Genomic DNA, 16299 nt, shown 5'->3' with positions numbered 1-16299 from the left:
ATCGCCAAAGCGTTGAAGACTCCCGCACCAAGGGGTGTTCGCCCCTGTGTACGACGGACTGATCACGCCGCTACAGCGGCAAGTGCGGGCCGGCTACCGCCGGTTGAGAGGGGTCCCTGCCAGATGACGGCACCATTGCACGAGCCGACCGCGGAAGCGGCCCCGAGTGCGGCCGAGGAAGCGGCGGTTGCCGGCGCCGAGGCCAAGGCGGTTCAGGGGCGTTCCCTGGGCCGGATCGCCTGGGAGCGCCTGAAAAGGGACAAGCTGGCCCTCACGGGCGGCATCGTGGTGCTCATCCTCGTCGCGGTCGCGCTGCTCGCGCCGGTCATCACGGGCCTGCTCGGACAGGACCCCAACGAGTACCATGAGGACCTGATCGACCCGCTCTTCGGCACCCCCGTGGGGTCGCTCGGCGGCATCAGCGGCGAGCACCTGCTGGGCGTCGAGCCGGTCAACGGCCGTGACATCCTCGCCCGCATCCTCTACGGAGCCCGGATCTCCCTGCTGGTCGGCTTCCTGTCCGCCGTCGTGGCCGTGATCCTCGGAACCGTCCTGGGCATCCTGGCGGGCTTCTTCGGGGGCTGGGTCGATTCCCTCATCAGCCGGATCATGGACGGCCTGCTCGCCTTCCCGCAGCTGCTGTTCATCATCGCGCTCGTCTCCGTGATGCCGAACGACATGCTGGGTCTGCACGGCACCGGCGTGCGCGTCTTCGTGATGATCCTGGTCATCGGGTTCTTCGGCTGGCCTTACATCGGACGGGTGGTCCGCGGCCAGACCATTTCGATGCGTGAGCGCGAGTACGTGGAGGCAGCCCGGTCACTGGGCGCGGGACGCTTCTACATCCTGTTCAAGGAGCTGCTGCCGAACCTGGTCGCGCCGATCATCGTGTACACGACGATGATGATCCCGACCAACATCCTCACCGAGGCGGCGCTCAGCTTCCTGGGCGTGGGCGTCAAGCCGCCCACCGCGTCCTGGGGCCAGATGCTGTCGAGCGCGATCGAGTACTACGAGTCGGATCCCATGTACATGGTGGTCCCCGGTGTCGCGATCTTCATCACCGTGCTTGCCTTCAATCTCTTCGGCGACGGCGTGCGTGACGCGCTGGACCCGAAGGCCTCCCGCTGAACTGCCGTACAACAAGCGTCCCGTGGCTCCTGACACGGGGTCTCTCATCTAATCCGGAGGATCCGAGATCGTGACTACCCAACGCACCTCAGGGCGGCGCAAGCAGGCTTTGGCCGCTGCCGCAGTGGTCGCCGCGCTGCTGACCACGGCGGCGTGCGGCGGCGGCGACAGTGACGGCGACGGCGGGGGATCGAAGAACGGCGCGGCCGGCTTCGACGCCGCCAACAACAAGGTCGCCCAGGCCGACCTGGCCAAGAAGGGCGGCACGCTGAAGTTCGGCGGCGCGCAGGACGCCGACTCGTGGGACACCACGCGCGGCTACTACGGCTTCATGTGGAACTTCTCGCGCTACTACTCCCGTCAGCTCGTCACGAACGCGGCCGAGCCGGGCAAGGCCGGCGCCGGGGTCACCCCGGACCTCGCCACCGGGCTCGCCAAGGTCTCCGACGACGGCAAGACCTACACGTACACCCTGCGTGACGGCATCACCTGGGAGGACGGCAAGCCGATCACCTCCAAGGACATCAAGTACGGCATCGAGCGCGTGTGGGCCCAGGACGTGCTGTCCGGCGGCCCGACGTACCTGAAGGAGGTGCTCGACCCCAAGGGCGAGTACCAGGGTCCGTACAAGGACAAGTCCAAGGACAAGCTCGGTCTGAAGGCGATCGAGACGCCGGACGACAAGACCATCATCTTCAAGCTGCCGAAGGCCAACTCGGACTTCGAGGAGATGCTGGCGCTCACGTCCGCCTCCCCGGTCCGCCAGGACAAGGACACCAAGTCCAAGTACGGCCTGCACCCGTTCTCCTCGGGTCCGTACAAGTTCCAGTCCTACAACCCGGGCAAGGACCTGACCCTGGTCCGCAACACCGAGTGGAAGCAGGAGTCGGACCCGGTCCGCAAGGCGTACCCGGACAAGATCACCGTCCAGTTCTTCTCGGACGCCAACCAGCTCGACCAGCGTCTGCTCAGCGGTGACCTGGACCTCGACATCAACCAGACGGGCATGTCCCCGCAGGGCCGCACCACCGCCCTGAAGGAGCACAAGGCCAACCTGGACAACCCGGTCTCCGGCTACATCCGCTACGCGGTCTTCCCGCAGAGCGTGAAGCCGTTCGACAACATCGAGTGCCGCAAGGCCGTCATCCTCGGCGCCGACCACGTCTCGCTCCAGACCGCGCGCGGCGGCCCGGTGGCCGGTGGTGAGATCGGCACCAACATGCTCCCGCCGTCCGTCCCGGGTGCCGAGGGTCAGAAGTACGACCCGTACAAGATCGCCGGTGAGAACAAGAAGGGCAACGTCGCCGAGGCCAAGAAGGCACTCGAGGCCTGCGGCAAGCCCAACGGCTTCAAGACCACCATCGCCGTCCGGAACAACAAGCCGGTCGAGGTGGCCACCGCCCAGTCCCTCCAGGCGTCGCTGAAGAAGATCGGCATCACCGCCGAGATCGACCAGTACGACGGTTCGCAGACCGCCGGCATCATCGGCAGCCCTTCGAACGTCAAGAAGAAGAACTACGGCATCATCATCATGGGCTGGGGCCCGGACTTCCCGTCCGTGCAGGGCTACGGTCTGCCGCTGTGGGACAGCGACTACATCCTCGAGAGCGGTAACAACAACTACGCGCTCATCAAGGACAAGGAGATCGACGGCCTGTTCGACAAGTACGTCGACACGCTGGACGACGCCGGCAAGCAGCAGATCGCCACGGACATCAACCACAAGGTGATGGAGGGCGCGTACTACCTGCCCTTCGTCTTCGAGAAGTTCGTCAACTGGCGCTCCAGCCGACTGGCCAACGTCTACACCACGGACGGCTACAGCGGCATGTACGACTTCGTCAACCTCGGTCTGAAGTCCTCGAAGTAACCGGCACACCCGCCGTACGGCACGAAAGGCAGGTGAAGGCCGGCGCGGCGTGACCGCGGGCCACGGAAGACCTCCGTGCGCCCGCGGTCCGCGGCGGGCCGTAAGCTGTGCTCGCTTACCTCATCAGGCGGCTGTTCGCCGCCGCAGTGATGCTCGTGGTCATCATCATGGTGGTCTTCGGCATCTTCTTCCTCGTCCCCAAGTGGGCGGGCGTCGACATCGCCTCGAGCTTCGTGGGCAAGCAGGCCGACCCGGCCGCCGTGGAGGCGGTGCGGCAGAAGCTGGGCCTGAGCGACCCGATCTACTCCCAGGTCTGGGAGTTCTTCAAGGGCATCTTCACGGGCCGCACCTACTCGGGTGGCGGGGACGTCACGCACTGCTCCGCTCCGTGCTTCGGCTACTCCTTCCGCAGTGAGCAGGCCATCTGGCCCGTGCTGACCGACCGCTTCCCGGTGACCCTGGCGCTGGCGCTCGGTGCGGCCCTGCTCTGGCTGCTCTTCGGTCTGGCCGCCGGTGTGCTCTCCGCGCTGAAGCGGGGCAGCTTCTGGGACCGCGGCGCCATGGTCGTGGCCCTGGCGGGCGTCTCCCTGCCCGTCTACTTCACCGGCATGATCGCCCTGGCGGTCTTCGCCTTCGGGCTCGACTGGCTCGACGCCCAGTACGTGCCGCTGGCCGACAGCTTCACCGGCTGGCTCGGCGGCCTGATCCTGCCGTGGATCACCCTGGCGTTCCTCTACGCGGCGATGTACGCCAGGATCACCCGCGCGACCATGCTGGAGATCCTCGGCGAGGACTACATCCGCACCGCCCGCGCCAAGGGTCTGCGGGAGCCGGTCGTCATCCGCAAGCACGCCATGCGCTCGACGCTGACGCCCATCCTCACCATGCTCGGCATGGACCTCGGCGCCCTCATCGGCGGTGCGATCCTCACCGAGTCCACGTTCAACCTGCCCGGCCTCGGCCAGGCGGTGCTGAACGCGATCAAGACCCAGGACCTGCCCGTCATCCTGGGCGTCACCCTGATCACTTCTCTCGCGGTGCTCATCGCCAACCTCGTGGTGGACGTCCTGTACGCCGTGATCGACCCCCGAGTGAGGCTCGCATGACCGAACTCAGCAAGAGCGGAGCCGCGGTGGGCGAGCCCACCGTCGCCTCTCCCGCGCCGAGTGCCTTCCTGGAAGTGCGCGACCTGAAGGTGCACTTCCCCACCGACGACGGTCTGGTCAAGTCCGTCGACGGGCTCACCTTCCAGCTGGAGAAGGGCAAGACCCTCGGCATCGTGGGCGAGTCCGGCTCCGGCAAGTCGGTGACCAGCCTCGGCATCATGGGCCTGCACACGGCCGGCCAGTACGGCAAGCGCAAGGCGCGGATCTCCGGCGAGATCTGGCTCGACGGCACCGAGCTGCTGTCGGCCGACCCCGACCACGTGCGCAAGCTGCGCGGCCGCCAGATGGCGATGATCTTCCAGGACCCGCTGTCCGCGCTGCACCCGTACTACACGATCGGGCAGCAGATCGTGGAGGCGTACCGCATCCACCACGACGTGGACAAGAAGACCGCCAAGCGCCGGGCCGTGGAGATGCTCGACCGCGTCGGCATCCCGCAGCCGGACAAGCGGGTGGACAACTACCCGCACGAGTTCTCCGGCGGTATGCGCCAGCGCGCGATGATCGCGATGTCGCTGGTCAACAACCCCGAACTGCTGATCGCGGACGAGCCGACGACCGCCCTGGACGTGACCGTCCAGGCGCAGATCCTCGACCTGATCCGGGACCTGCAGAAGGAGTTCGGCTCCGCGGTCATCATCATCACCCACGACCTGGGCGTCGTCGCCGAACTCGCCGACGACCTGCTGGTGATGTACGGCGGACGCTGTGTGGAGCGTGGCCCGGCCGAGAAGGTGTTCTACGAGCCCCGCCACCCCTACACCTGGGGTCTGCTCGGCTCGATGCCGCGGCTCGACCGCGACCAGCAGGAACGCCTCATCCCGGTCAAGGGCTCCCCGCCCTCCCTCATCAACGTCCCGTCCGGCTGCGCCTTCAACCCGCGCTGCCCGTACGCCGATGTGCCCAAGGACAACGTCACCCGCACGGTCCGCCCCGAGCTCACCGAGGTCGGCAGCAAGCACTGGGCCGCCTGCCACATGTCGCAGGAGCAGCGGGAGCGTATCTGGACCGAAGAGATTGCGCCGAAGCTGTGAGCGACAAAGCCAAGGACGAAGCAGTGGCCATCCCCGCGCAGAGCGACGGCACCACGCTCACTAAGGACCCCGCCGCCGGCGACGTCCTGCTGAAGGTGACCGGACTGCAGAAGCACTTCCCGATCAAGAAGGGCCTGCTCCAGCGGCAGGTCGGGGCGGTGCACGCGGTCGACGGCCTCGACTTCGAGGTCCGCGCCGGTGAGACCCTCGGCGTTGTGGGCGAGTCGGGCTGCGGCAAGTCCACGATGGGCCGGCTGATCACCCGGCTGCTCGAACCGACCGGCGGCAAGATCGAGTTCGAGGGCACGGACATCACCCACCTCGGGGTCGGCGGGATGCGCCCGCTGCGCCGCGACGTGCAGATGATCTTCCAGGACCCGTACTCGTCGCTGAACCCGCGCCACACGATCGGCACGATCATCGGCGCCCCCTTCAAGCTCCAGGGCGTCGAGCCCGAGGGCGGCATCAAGAAGGAGGTGCAGCGGCTGCTGTCGGTGGTCGGTCTCAACCCCGAGCACTACAACCGCTACCCGCACGAGTTCTCCGGCGGTCAGCGCCAGCGCATCGGCATCGCCCGTGCCCTCGCGCTGAACCCGAAGCTGGTCGTCGCCGACGAGCCGGTCTCCGCGCTCGACGTGTCGATCCAGGCCCAGGTCGTCAACCTGCTCGACGACCTCCAGCAGGAGCTGGGCCTGACGTACGTGATCATCGCGCACGACCTCTCGGTCGTCCGGCACGTCTCGGACCGGATCGCGGTGATGTACCTCGGCAAGATCGTGGAGCTGGCCGACCGCGACCTGCTGTACAAGACGCCGATGCACCCCTACACCAAGGCGTTGATGTCTGCGGTCCCGATCCCGGACCCGGCGCGCAAGTCGGCCAAGAGCGAGCGCATCCTGCTCAAGGGCGACGTGCCCTCGCCGATCTCCCCGCCGAGCGGCTGCCGCTTCCACACCCGGTGCTGGAAGGCGACGGAGATCTGCAAGACCAAGGAGCCGCCGCTGCTGGAGCTGCGGCCCGGTCAGCAGGTGGCCTGCCACCACCCGGAGAACTTCGAGGACCAGGCCCCGCAGGACACCGTCCTGCTCTCCGACGCCAAGGAGGCGGCGGAGCTGGTGTCGGAGGAGGCCCTGGCCGAGTCGGCGGCGACCTCGGCGGCGCTGGCCGCGGAGGTGGAGGCGGCTTCCGGAGCCGGTGACGCGGAGTCCGGCGACGCCGAGTCCCGGGACGCGGAGGCCGGTGACGCGGAGGCCGGTGACGCCGAGGCCGACGGGTCCGCCGAGTCGGAGTCGGCCAAGGAGGAGGCAGCGGCTTCGGAGTCCGCCGAGTCGGAGTCCGCCGAGTCGGAGTCCGCCGAGTCGGAGCCGGCCGAGTCGGAGCCGGCCGCTTCCGAGCCGGTCGCTTCCGAGCCGGCCGCTTCGGAGTCCACCGAGAGTGAGCCCCCGGCCAAGGAGAAGTGACCTTCCCTGTCAGCGAGCCCCCGCCTTCATTTGTAAGGCGGGGGCTCCTCGGCAGGTGAGAATGGCAGGGTGTACGAGGAACTCTTCACCCCCACCGTCCAGCACACGCTCGACCTGATCGGCATTTTCGTCTTCGCGATCTCCGGTGCGCTGCTGGCCGTGCGCAAGAACTTCGACGTGTTCGGCATCGCCGTCCTCGCCGAGGTCACGGCGCTGGGCGGCGGGCTGTTCCGGGACCTGATCATCGGAGCCGTACCGCCCGCCGCGTTCACGGATCTCGGGTACTTCGTCACCCCGCTGCTCGCCGCCCTGCTGGTCTTCTTCCTGCACCCCCACGTCGAGCGCCTCCAGACCGGCGTGAACATCTTCGACGCGGCCGGCCTCGGCCTGTTCTGCGTCGCCGGGACGACCAAGGCGTACGACTACGGGCTCGGCCTGACCGCCTCCGCCTGCCTGGGCCTGGCGACCGCCGTGGGCGGCGGTGTGCTGCGGGACGTCCTGGCCAACGAGGTGCCCTCACTGCTGCGCTGGGACCGCGACCTGTACGCGGTCCCGGCGATCGTCGGCTCCGCGATGGTCGCCCTGTGCATCCGCTTCGAGGCCCTGACGCCGTTCACCAGCGGCCTCGCGGTGGTCACCGCCTTCCTGCTGCGCCTGCTCGCGATGCGCTTCCACTGGCGGGCGCCGCGCGCGTGGAACCGGCGGTCGGCCGTGGTCGAGGGGGAGTGAGCGGCCGGCACCGGACCCGATCCCAAGCTACCGCTTAGTAATTTCATGTTGTACCGTGCAGCCATGCCAGAAGCAGCCTCCGCACCGGCCGCGCGGGCCACCATCGGCGACAGCGAGTTCGACCGGGACACCTCGCTCACCCGGCGCTCACCCGGCGTCTACGACATCGACCTCTCCGCCGGCTGGACGATCATGAACGCCGTCAACGGCGGATACCTGCTGGCCGTCCTGGGCCGCGCCCTCGCGGACGCCCTCCCGCACCCCGACCCGTTCACCATCTCGGCGCACTACCTCACGGCCTCCCGGCCGGGCCCCGCCGTGGTGCGCACGGAGACCGTCCGCACGGGCCGGACGCTCTCCACGGGCCAGGCGTCCCTCTTCCAGTACGACGACCGGGGCAACGAGGTCGAGCGCATCCGCGTCCTCGCCTCCTACGGCGATCTCGGCGCCCTCCCCGCCGACGTGCGCACCTCGGCGCAGCCGCCCGCCCTGCCGCCCATGGACCAGTGCTTCGGCCCGGAGGACGGACCCTCCCCCGTCGACGGGGGCTCGGCCATCGCCGACCGGCTGATGCTCAAGCTGGACCCGGCCACCCTGGGCTGGGCGCTCGGGCAGCCCTCGGGCAAGGGGGAGATGCGGGCCTGGTTCGGGCTCGCCGACGGTCGTGACGCCGACCCCTTCTCCCTGCTGCTGGCGGTGGACGCGCTGCCCCCGACCGCCTTCGAGCTCGGACTGAAGGGCTGGGTCCCGACGGTCGAGCTGACCGTGCACGTGCGGTGCCGCCCCGCGCCGGGGCCGGTGCGCGTGTCCATCACGACCCGTAACCTCGCCGGCGGCTTCCTGGAGGAGGACGCCGAGGTCTGGGACAGTGCCGGCCGGCTGGTGGCGCAGTCCCGGCAGCTGGCCCGCGTCCGGCTCGGCTGACCCGGCGCCCGGGGAGGGGGCAGGCTGGGTGCCGTGAAATCCGACCGCCTGCTGTCCATCCTGCTGCTGTTGCAGACCCGCGGCCGCGTCCCCGCCCGCGAACTCGCCGAGCGGCTGGAGGTGTCCGTACGCACCGTCTACCGGGACGTGGAGGCCCTTTCCGCCTCCGGCGTCCCGGTCTACGCCGAACGCGGGCGGCACGGCGGCATCGCGCTGCTCGAAGGGTTCCGTACGGACGTCACCGGGCTGACCGCCGACGAGTCCCGCGCGCTGTTCGTGCTGGCCGCCCGGGGCGCGCACGCCGCCCTCGGGCTGGACGAGGCGCTCGGCTCGGCGCTGCGCAAGGTGATGGCGGCGCTCCCGGCACCGTTCCGGCCGGCCGCGGAGACGGCCTCCCGCCGGATCCTCGTCGACGCCACCCGCTGGAAGGGCGGGCCGCAGCCCGCCGTCGACCTGGACACCCTGAAGGACGCGGTGTTCGCCGACCGGCGGTTGCGCCTGCGCTACCGGCACAGCGGGGAGCGGCGGACGAGGACGTACACCGTCGACCCGTACGGCCTCGTCGCCAAGGCCGGGGTCTGGTACCTCGTCGCCGACCTGCTCGGCAGCCCCCGGCTCTTCCGCGCGGACCGGGTGCGTGGGGCGACCGTCCTCGACGACGCCGTGCGGCGCCGGCCGGGCGCGGAACTCGCCGATGTCTGGGAGGTGTTGCGCCGCGGGGTCGAGGAACGTCCCGGCGGGCTCGTCGTCACCGTCCGCGTCCGTCCCGACCGCCTCGACATGTTCCTGCGGCTGAACGCCGCGTCGCTGGCCGGCCGGCCCGAGGGCGGTGGTGGCGGTGACGACGAGTGGGCGACCGTACGGCTCGCGTACGGCTCCGTCGTCGAGGTCCGGCAACTGCTCGCGTTCTCCGACCGGATCGAGGTGGTCGACCCGCCCGAGGCGCGGGAGGAGCTGGCCCGTGCCGCGACCGCCGTCGTGGAGATGTACCGGTCCGACGGCTGACGTGCCGTCAGCCCGCTTGTCGGGCCGGTCGGTCCGCCCAGTGCCGGCGGCCGATGGCGATCAGCCGCATCCGGCGGGTGGCGACCTCGGTGACGCGCCGCCGTTCCTCCTCCGGGGCGTCCAGGGCCTCCAGGAACAGCGAGGCCGTGATCAGCATCTGGTCGACGTACAGGCCCGCCAGCATCAGCAGGTCGTCGTCGCTCCAGCCCGCCGAGAGGGGGTCCTTGGCCAGCTCGGCCTTCACCTCCTCGGCGAACCGCGCCAGTTGGGCCCGTATCGCCTCCCGCACCGGCTGCACCCCGCCGTGCCGCTCCCGGGCGATGAAGCGTACGTGGGCGGGGTGCGCGGCCACGTGGCCCGCGATCAACTCCACGGCGCGGTCGATCCGTTCGTCACCGTCCTCCGCCGGGGACACCGTCGTCCGGATCATCGGGTGCAGACTGCCCAGGGCCTCCTCGACCAGGGCCACGCCGAGGTCGGCCGTGGAGCGGAAGTGCCGGTAGAAGGCGGTCGGCGCGACGCCGACGGCACGGGTGACCTCGCGCAGTCCCAGGCTGCTCAGGCTCTGCTCCTCCAGCAGTGCGAGCGCCGCGTCCAGGAGCGCCCGCCGGGTCTTCTGTTTCTGGGCCTGCCGGACGCCGAGGGTGTGACTCATGCCATGCAGTTAACAACTGTTCTCTGGAATTGGAAAGCCGCGGGACGCGCTAGACTCAGTAGTCAGTGAACAACTGTAACTACAAGCGTTCACCGAATCCTGGGGGTCCGCTCCATGCTGTTTCTCGTCGCCGCCCTCCTGCTCCTCGGCGTCGTCCTGGGCACCGTCGCCCACGCGCCGCTCACCTTCTCCGTCGCGGCCGGGGCCGTCATCGCCGTCTGGCTCGGCGTCTTCGCGGTCCGCGAGCGGCACGGCCGCCGCCGCAGCAGCACCTCCGCCCGCTGACGCACCGTCGGGAGACCACCATGCAGCTCACCGCACCGGCCGCGCGCCGAACCGGCATCCGGGACACCGACGGCATGGCCGTCGCCTCCTTCGTCCTGGGCCTGCTCGGCCTGCTGGTCCTCAACGTCTTCCTGGGCCCGGTCGCCATCGCCCTCGCGGGCATCGCCCTGGTGAGGGGCACCACCCGCCGCGGCCGCGCCCTCCTCGGCCTCGGACTCGGTGTCGCCGACCTCCTGGTCCTGGCGGCTTTCATGTCCGCGGACAACACCCTGTCGTGGAGTCTGTGAACCGTCCGCCGAAGAGGCCAACCTTGATCTGAGGCCGAGCGGGGCCGCCCCGTAGAATCGGCCTCACCATGGCTTACCTCGACCACGCCGCGACCACCCCGATGCTTCCCGAGGCGGTCGAGGCACTCACCGCGCACCTCGGCGTCACCGGGAACGCCTCCTCCCTCCACGCGTCCGGCCGCCGCGCGCGCCGCACCGTCGAGGAGGCCCGCGAGACCCTTGCCGAGGCCCTGGGCGCCCGCCCCAGCGAGGTCGTCCTCACCTCCGGCGGCACCGAGGCCGACAACCTCGCCGTCAAGGGCCTGTACTGGGCGCGCCGCGCCGCCGACCCGGCCCGCACCCGCATCCTGGCCAGCCCCGTCGAGCACCACGCCGTCCTCGACGCCGTGCACTGGCTCGGCGAGCACGAGGGCGCGACCGTCGAGTACCTGCCGGTCGACACCCACGGCCGCGTCCACGCCGACGTCCTGCGCGAGGCCATCGCCCGCAACCCCGACGACGTCGCCCTCGCCACCGTCATGTGGGCCAACAACGAGATCGGCACGATCATGCCGGTCCGCGAACTCGCCGACGTCGCCGCCGAGTTCGGTGTTCCGCTGCACGCCGACGCGGTCCAGGCGTTCGGCCAGCTCCCCGTCGACTTCGGCGCGTCGGGCCTCGCCGCGATGACCGTTTCCGGCCACAAGATCGGCGGGCCGTACGGCATCGGCGCGCTGCTCCTCGGCCGCGAGTACGCCCCCGTGCCCGTCCTGCACGGCGGCGGACAGGAACGCCACGTCCGCTCGGGCACCCTCGACGTCCCCGCGATCGCCTCCTTCGCCGTCGCCGGCCGGCTCGCCGCCGGGCAGCGCGAGTGGTTCGCCCGCGAGATCGGCGCCCTGCGCGACGACCTGGTCGACGCGGTCCGCAAGGCGGTCCCCGACGCGATCCTCGGCGGTGACCCGGCCCCCGGCGGCCGCCTCCCGGCCAACGCCCACTTCACCTTCCCGGGCTGCGAGGGCGACTCCCTGCTGCTCCTGCTCGACGCCCAGGGCATCGAGTGCTCCACCGGCTCCGCCTGCACCGCGGGCGTCGCCCAGCCCAGCCACGTCCTGCTGGCCACCGGCACCGACCCCGACCTGGCCCGAGGCACCCTGCGCTTCTCCCTCGGCCACACCTCCACCGAGGCCGACGTCGAGGCGCTGGCCAAGGCGATCGGCCCGGCGGTGGAACGGGCCCGGGCCGCGGGGCTGACCTAGGACGCCGTCCCCGTGGCGCCGGCCGTCCGGGCGGTCTCGGCAGTGCCGGCCGTGCGGGCGCGTCGCACCAGCTCCATGTACCGGTCCCAGTCCCAGTGCGGCCCCGGATCGGTGTGGTCGGTGCCCGGCACCTCCACGTGGCCGATGATGTGCTCGCGGTCGACGGGTATGCCGTACCGCTCGCAGATCCCCGCCGTCAGCCGCGCCGAGGCGGCGTACATCGCGTCCGTGAAGTCCTGCGGCCGGTCCACGAAGCCCTCGTGCTCGATGCCGACACTGCGCTCGTTGTAGTCGCGGTTGCCCGCGTGGTACGCCACGTCCAGCTCGCGGATCATCTGCGTGACCCGGCCGTCCTGACCGACGATGTAGTGCGTGGCCGCCTGGTGCCCCGGGTCCTGGAACGCCTTCACCGCGCTCGCGAAACTGCCCTGGGTGACATGGATGACCACCATGTCGACGCCGTAGTCGTCGGGCCGGTCGGCGCGCCGCCAGTTCGCCTCCGACGCCGCCACCCACCGGGCGCCCCGGTAGTCGACCGCCCCCTCCTCGCGGGGCCTCTCCACGCCGGGCACCCGCCACCACAGGCGGCCCAGCTCGTCGCGTGCCAGCACCGCCGTGCCCACGGCCGCCGCCGTGCCGCCGATGATCAGCGCCCGGCGGCCGATGCGCCGGTCGGTGTCCTTGGATCCGCTCGCGGATCGGCTGCTCGCCCCCATGTGATCGTGAACGGATACTCGCGGGCTCTGGTTCCCGGTCCCCCGTACTCTGGAAGGGCTATGACTGACACCCCGCAGCGCACCCGCCCCCTCCGCGTCCTCGCCGCCATGTCGGGCGGAGTCGACTCCGCCGTCGCCGCCGCCCGTGCGGCCGAGGCGGGGCACGACGTGACCGGCGTCCACCTCGCGCTCTCCGCGAACCCGCAGTCCTTCCGCACGGGCGCGCGGGGCTGTTGCACCATCGAGGACTCCCGTGACGCCCGCCGCGCCGCGGACGTCATCGGCATCCCGTTCTACGTGTGGGACCTCGCCGACCGCTTCCGCGAGGACGTCGTCGAGGACTTCGTCGCCGAGTACGAGGCCGGGCGCACCCCCAACCCGTGCCTGCGCTGCAACGAGAAGATCAAGTTCGCCGCGCTCCTGGACAAGGCGCTCGCGCTCGGCTTCGACGCGGTCTGCACCGGTCACTACGCCAAGGTGATCACCAAGGAGGACGGCACGCGCGAGCTGCACCGCGCCTCCGACATGGCGAAGGACCAGAGCTACGTCCTCGGCGTGCTGGACGACCGGCAGCTCGCCCACGCGATGTTCCCGCTGGGCGACACCGTCACCACCAAGGACGAGATCCGCGCGGAGGCCGAGCGCAGGGGACTGGCGGTGGCCAAGAAGCCCGACTCCCACGACATCTGCTTCATCGCCGACGGCGACACCCAGGGCTTCCTCGCCAAGAGGCTGGGCCGCGCCGAGGGCGACATCGTCGACGAGGCCGGCAACAGGCTCGGCACCCACGAGGGCGCCTACGGCTTCACCATCGGCCAGCGCAAGGGACTCAGGATCGGCACCCCCGCCCCCGACGGCAAGCCCCGCTACGTCCTCGACATCTCCCCGGTGACCAACACGGTGACGGTCGGCCCGGCCGACGCCCTGGACGTCGGCGCGCTCACCGCGATCAAGCCCCGCTGGTGCGGCGCCGCCCCTTCCGGCCCCGGCACCTACACGGCCCAGCTGCGCGCCCACGGCGGCGAGACCGAGGTGAGGGCCGAACTGGTCGACGGCACCCTCCAGGTCACCTTCACCGAGTCGGTCCGGGGCGTCGCCCCCGGCCAGGCGATCGTGCTGTACGACGGCACGCGCGTGGTGGGCTCGGCGACGATCGCGTCCACCACGCGCGCGACGGCCGGCGTGGCCTGAGACGACGGCGGGGCCACCGCCCGCGTCACTGCGCGAAGTACTCCATGAGCACCGGCGCCAGCACTCCCGGCTCCACCATGTGGCTCTGGCCCTCCAGGGTGCGGTAGGTGCCCTGGGGGACCGTCTCCGCCACCGCCCGGGCCGCCTCGCGCATCCAGCCGGCGCTCGCCCCGCCCGCGAGCGACAGCACCGGCACGGCGATCGAGGCCAGCAGCGACCGGGGGAGGCGGCCGTCGCCCATCACGGCGTCGTCGTACGCCAGACTCGGCGCGATCGACTCCATGCCGGCCCACATGGGGGACTGACGGGCACCCCGGATCACTGCCTCGCCCAGTCCCGTGAGCCGCAGGAACAGCTCCACCGCGTCCCCGCGCCGGCCCTGTGCGAGCGCCTCGGTCAGCCGCGCGGTGTACTCCGCGCGGGCCCCGGCCTCGGCGTCGTCCATGGCGTACGGCACCTCGTACACGGCGAGCCGGCGCACCGGCAGTCCGCTAGCCGCCGCCCGGAGCACCAGCGCGCCGCCCGACGAGATGCCGTACAGCGACGCCTCGCCGCCCACCGCGTCGATCAGCGCCGCCAGGTCCTCGATCTCGCGTTCCACCGCGTAGGGCGGCGTGTCACCGCTCTCGCCGCGTCCCCGGCGGTCGTACACGGTGACGCCGAAACGCTCCGCCAGCGGCAGGGCCAGGGGCGCGAGCGTGGCGCCCGTCGACATCGCGCCGCTGACCAGGACGACCGCCGGCCCCTGCCCCGAGCGTTTCCAGGCGATGCGTGTGCCGTCGCGCGAAAGGGTCTTCGTCTCCATGCCTGTGCAGACTGCCCTACAGCGCGCGATTAATCCCTCATGACACTTCCACCTCGTAGAAGCAGAGGTGGTCCTTGATCTCCTTCACGTCCGGCTTCGGCTCCGGGTACGCCCAGACCGCGTCCGCCGCGTCCGGCAGCGACCAGTAGGACGCGGTTCCCTTGAAGGGGCAGTACGTGTGCGTCCCGGACGGCGTCAGCAGGTCCAGGCGTACGTCGTCCGCCGGGAGGTAGTAGCGGTCGGGACAGCCCGTCTCGCGCAGGACCAGCGCCTCGTCGCTCTCCGCCAGCACCTGGCCGCCGTGCACCACGCGCACGTGCCGGCCGCTCCGCTCGATGGTGATGCGATGCCCTTCGGTCACGATCGCCCTCCTTGGGTAGCCGAGTCACCACCTTCAGCGCACGCTGGACCCGAGTTCTTCCCCCGCTTCCGCAGGAGGCCGCCATGGGAGCCACGCACCCCGACCGGAACCGCAGCAGCCTCGCCCACCGGGCCCGGTACGCCCTGCGCCACCCGGAGCGCGTCCCCGCCCACGCGCGCAGGGCGGCGCGGGACGCCTGGCTGCGGCTGCGGTACCGCGGCGACCACATCGCGTACTACCGGGCCGTGATGGCCTCCGACACGGCCCGCAGCGCCGAGGGGGCCGTGGGACACAACCCCTCCCGCGAGAGCTGGGAGCGCATCGGCCGCATGCAGTTCGACTACCTGGTGGCGCACGGGCTGAAGCCGCACCACCGGATGCTGGAGATCGGCTGCGGCAACCTGCGCGCGGGCCGGCTGTTCATCGACCACCTCGACACCGGCCACTACTACGGCATCGACATCTCCCCGCACATCCTGCTCGCCGCCCAGGACACCCTCGTACGCGAGGGGCTGCAGGCGAAACTGCCCCACCTGACGCTCGCCGCCGACCTGACCTTCGCCTTCCTGCCCGAGGGCCACTTCGACGTCGTGCACGCGCACAGCGTCTTCTCGCACTCGCCGCGCCACATCGTGGAGGAGTGCCTCGCCCACGTCGGCCGGGTGCTCGCGCCCGGCGGGTTCTTCGACTTCACGTTCGACCGGACCGAGGGCGAGGAGCACCAGGTGCTGCGGGAGGACTTCTACTACCGGACGCAGACCCTGGTCGAACTCGCCGCGCGCCACGGCCTGTCGGCCCGCTTCATGGACGACTGGGAGCGGCTGCCGCACCGGCAGTCGAAGATCCGGGTGACCGCGATGCCGGACCCGGCCCGTACGGTGGGGGCATGAACATCTGCGTCTTCCTCTCCGCCGCCGACCTCGACGAGCGCTACACGCGCCCCGCGAAGGAGTTCGCCACCCTGCTGGGCAAGGGCGGGCACACACTCGTGTGGGGCGGCTCCGACGTCGGGCTGATGAAGGTGGTCGCCGACGGCGTGCAGGAGGCCGGAGGGCGGCTCCTGGGGGTCTCCGTGGACTTCCTGGCCGCCAAGGCGCGCGAGGGTGCCGACGAGATGGTCGTCGCCAAGGACCTCGCCGAGCGCAAGCGGCTGCTGCTGGAGAAGTCCGACGCCGTGGTGATCATGGTCGGCGGCACCGGCACGCTGGACGAGGCCACGGAGATCCTGGAGCTGAAGAAGCACGGGCACACCGACAAGCCGGTCGTCCTGCTCAACACGGCGGGCTTCTACGACGGCCTCAAGGAGCAGTTCCGCCGCATGGAGGACGAGGGCTTCCTGCCCCGTCCGCTCACCGAGCTGGTGTTCTTCGCCGAGGAGCCGGTCGGGGCGCTCGCCTACCTGGAGGAGAGCCGGGGCGTGGTCTGAGCCCGCGGTGATGCGA

The 16299-nt window shown here is 70.8% G+C and carries 18 protein-coding genes; 14 read left to right on the top strand and 4 right to left on the bottom strand.

What is annotated here, in order from left to right; genetic code table 11:
* Positions 1–123: 123 nt before the first annotated feature.
* From H0H10_RS18225 to H0H10_RS18190, 8 genes are all read left to right on the top strand, one after another.
* Positions 124–1131, top strand: a complete 1008-nt coding sequence (locus H0H10_RS18225; protein WP_188182054.1) for an ABC transporter permease — start codon at positions 124–126, stop codon at positions 1129–1131.
* 70 nt (positions 1132–1201) lie between these two features.
* Positions 1202–3001 carry an ABC transporter substrate-binding protein gene (locus H0H10_RS18220; RefSeq protein WP_188182053.1) on the top strand — a complete coding sequence of 600 codons (1800 nt, stop codon included), beginning with the start codon at positions 1202–1204 and terminating at the stop codon, positions 2999–3001.
* Positions 3002–3108: 107 nt separating this feature from the next.
* Complete coding sequence (locus H0H10_RS18215) at positions 3109–4107, top strand: ABC transporter permease (protein WP_188182052.1); 999 nt, start codon at positions 3109–3111, stop codon at positions 4105–4107.
* Positions 4104–5201 carry an ABC transporter ATP-binding protein gene (locus H0H10_RS18210; protein WP_188182051.1) on the top strand — a complete coding sequence of 366 codons (1098 nt, stop codon included), beginning with the start codon at positions 4104–4106 and terminating at the stop codon, positions 5199–5201. Before H0H10_RS18215 ends, H0H10_RS18210 begins: the two co-directional genes overlap by 4 nt.
* Positions 5198–6661 (top strand): ABC transporter ATP-binding protein, encoded by a 1464-nt coding sequence (locus H0H10_RS18205; RefSeq protein WP_373566851.1) that lies wholly within the window; start codon positions 5198–5200, stop codon positions 6659–6661. The genes H0H10_RS18210 and H0H10_RS18205 overlap by 4 nt, the downstream gene beginning before the upstream one ends.
* Positions 6662–6730: 69 nt before the next feature.
* Positions 6731–7390 (top strand): trimeric intracellular cation channel family protein, encoded by a 660-nt coding sequence (locus H0H10_RS18200; protein WP_188182050.1) that lies wholly within the window; start codon positions 6731–6733, stop codon positions 7388–7390.
* A 63-nt stretch (positions 7391–7453) separates the two neighbouring features.
* A complete protein-coding gene (locus H0H10_RS18195; protein WP_188182049.1) occupies positions 7454–8314 on the top strand; it encodes a thioesterase family protein in 861 nt (286 codons plus the stop codon).
* A gap of 33 nt (positions 8315–8347) precedes the next feature.
* The gene (locus tag H0H10_RS18190; RefSeq protein ID WP_188182048.1) at positions 8348–9319 is read left to right on the top strand and encodes a helix-turn-helix transcriptional regulator; all 972 of its coding nucleotides are present in this window, start codon (positions 8348–8350) and stop codon (positions 9317–9319) included.
* Between the two features lie 7 nt (positions 9320–9326).
* On the opposite strand, the gene H0H10_RS18185 is transcribed toward H0H10_RS18190, so the two are convergent.
* Positions 9327–9974, bottom strand: a complete 648-nt coding sequence (locus tag H0H10_RS18185; RefSeq protein WP_188182047.1) for a TetR family transcriptional regulator — start codon at positions 9972–9974, stop codon at positions 9327–9329.
* Positions 9975–10088: 114 nt separating this feature from the next.
* On the opposite strand from H0H10_RS18185, the gene H0H10_RS18180 reads away from it, so the two are divergent.
* From H0H10_RS18180 to H0H10_RS18170, 3 genes are all read left to right on the top strand, one after another.
* Positions 10089–10259, top strand: coding sequence for a hypothetical protein (locus tag H0H10_RS18180; protein WP_188182046.1), 171 nt, complete (start codon positions 10089–10091; stop codon positions 10257–10259).
* Between the two features lie 20 nt (positions 10260–10279).
* Positions 10280–10546 (top strand): DUF4190 domain-containing protein, encoded by a 267-nt coding sequence (locus H0H10_RS18175; RefSeq protein ID WP_188182045.1) that lies wholly within the window; start codon positions 10280–10282, stop codon positions 10544–10546.
* A 68-nt stretch (positions 10547–10614) separates the two neighbouring features.
* Positions 10615–11784 (top strand): cysteine desulfurase family protein, encoded by a 1170-nt coding sequence (locus H0H10_RS18170; RefSeq protein WP_188182044.1) that lies wholly within the window; start codon positions 10615–10617, stop codon positions 11782–11784.
* On the opposite strand, the gene H0H10_RS18165 is transcribed toward H0H10_RS18170, so the two are convergent.
* Positions 11781–12500: an N-acetylmuramoyl-L-alanine amidase gene (locus tag H0H10_RS18165; protein WP_188182043.1), complete on the bottom strand. Its 720-nt coding sequence runs from the start codon at positions 12498–12500 to the stop codon at positions 11781–11783. The two genes, H0H10_RS18170 and H0H10_RS18165, sit on opposite strands and share 4 nt — an antisense overlap.
* Before the next feature lie 60 nt (positions 12501–12560).
* On the opposite strand from H0H10_RS18165, the gene mnmA reads away from it, so the two are divergent.
* On the top strand, positions 12561–13691 hold the full coding sequence (gene mnmA, locus H0H10_RS18160) for a tRNA 2-thiouridine(34) synthase MnmA (protein WP_188182042.1): 1131 nt from the start codon (positions 12561–12563) through the stop codon (positions 13689–13691).
* Between the two features lie 25 nt (positions 13692–13716).
* Here the strand turns inward: mnmA and H0H10_RS18155 are convergent, their stop codons facing one another.
* Positions 13717–14496 carry an alpha/beta fold hydrolase gene (locus tag H0H10_RS18155; RefSeq protein WP_188182041.1) on the bottom strand — a complete coding sequence of 260 codons (780 nt, stop codon included), beginning with the start codon at positions 14494–14496 and terminating at the stop codon, positions 13717–13719.
* Positions 14497–14533: 37 nt separating this feature from the next.
* Complete coding sequence (locus tag H0H10_RS18150; RefSeq protein ID WP_188182040.1) at positions 14534–14857, bottom strand: DUF427 domain-containing protein; 324 nt, start codon at positions 14855–14857, stop codon at positions 14534–14536.
* Between the two features lie 83 nt (positions 14858–14940).
* Between H0H10_RS18150 and H0H10_RS18145 the strand changes: the two genes are divergently transcribed.
* Together H0H10_RS18145 and H0H10_RS18140 are read left to right on the top strand one after the other, a co-directional pair.
* A complete protein-coding gene (locus H0H10_RS18145; RefSeq protein ID WP_188182039.1) occupies positions 14941–15747 on the top strand; it encodes a class I SAM-dependent methyltransferase in 807 nt (268 codons plus the stop codon).
* Complete coding sequence (locus H0H10_RS18140; RefSeq protein WP_188182038.1) at positions 15744–16283, top strand: LOG family protein; 540 nt, start codon at positions 15744–15746, stop codon at positions 16281–16283. Before H0H10_RS18145 ends, H0H10_RS18140 begins: the two co-directional genes overlap by 4 nt.
* Positions 16284–16299: the final 16 nt, after the last annotated feature.

This window comes from Streptomyces griseicoloratus (assembly GCF_014534645.1).
GTDB lineage: Bacteria > Actinomycetota > Actinomycetes > Streptomycetales > Streptomycetaceae > Streptomyces > Streptomyces griseicoloratus.
This window is presented reverse-complemented; position numbering and strand designations above follow the sequence as displayed.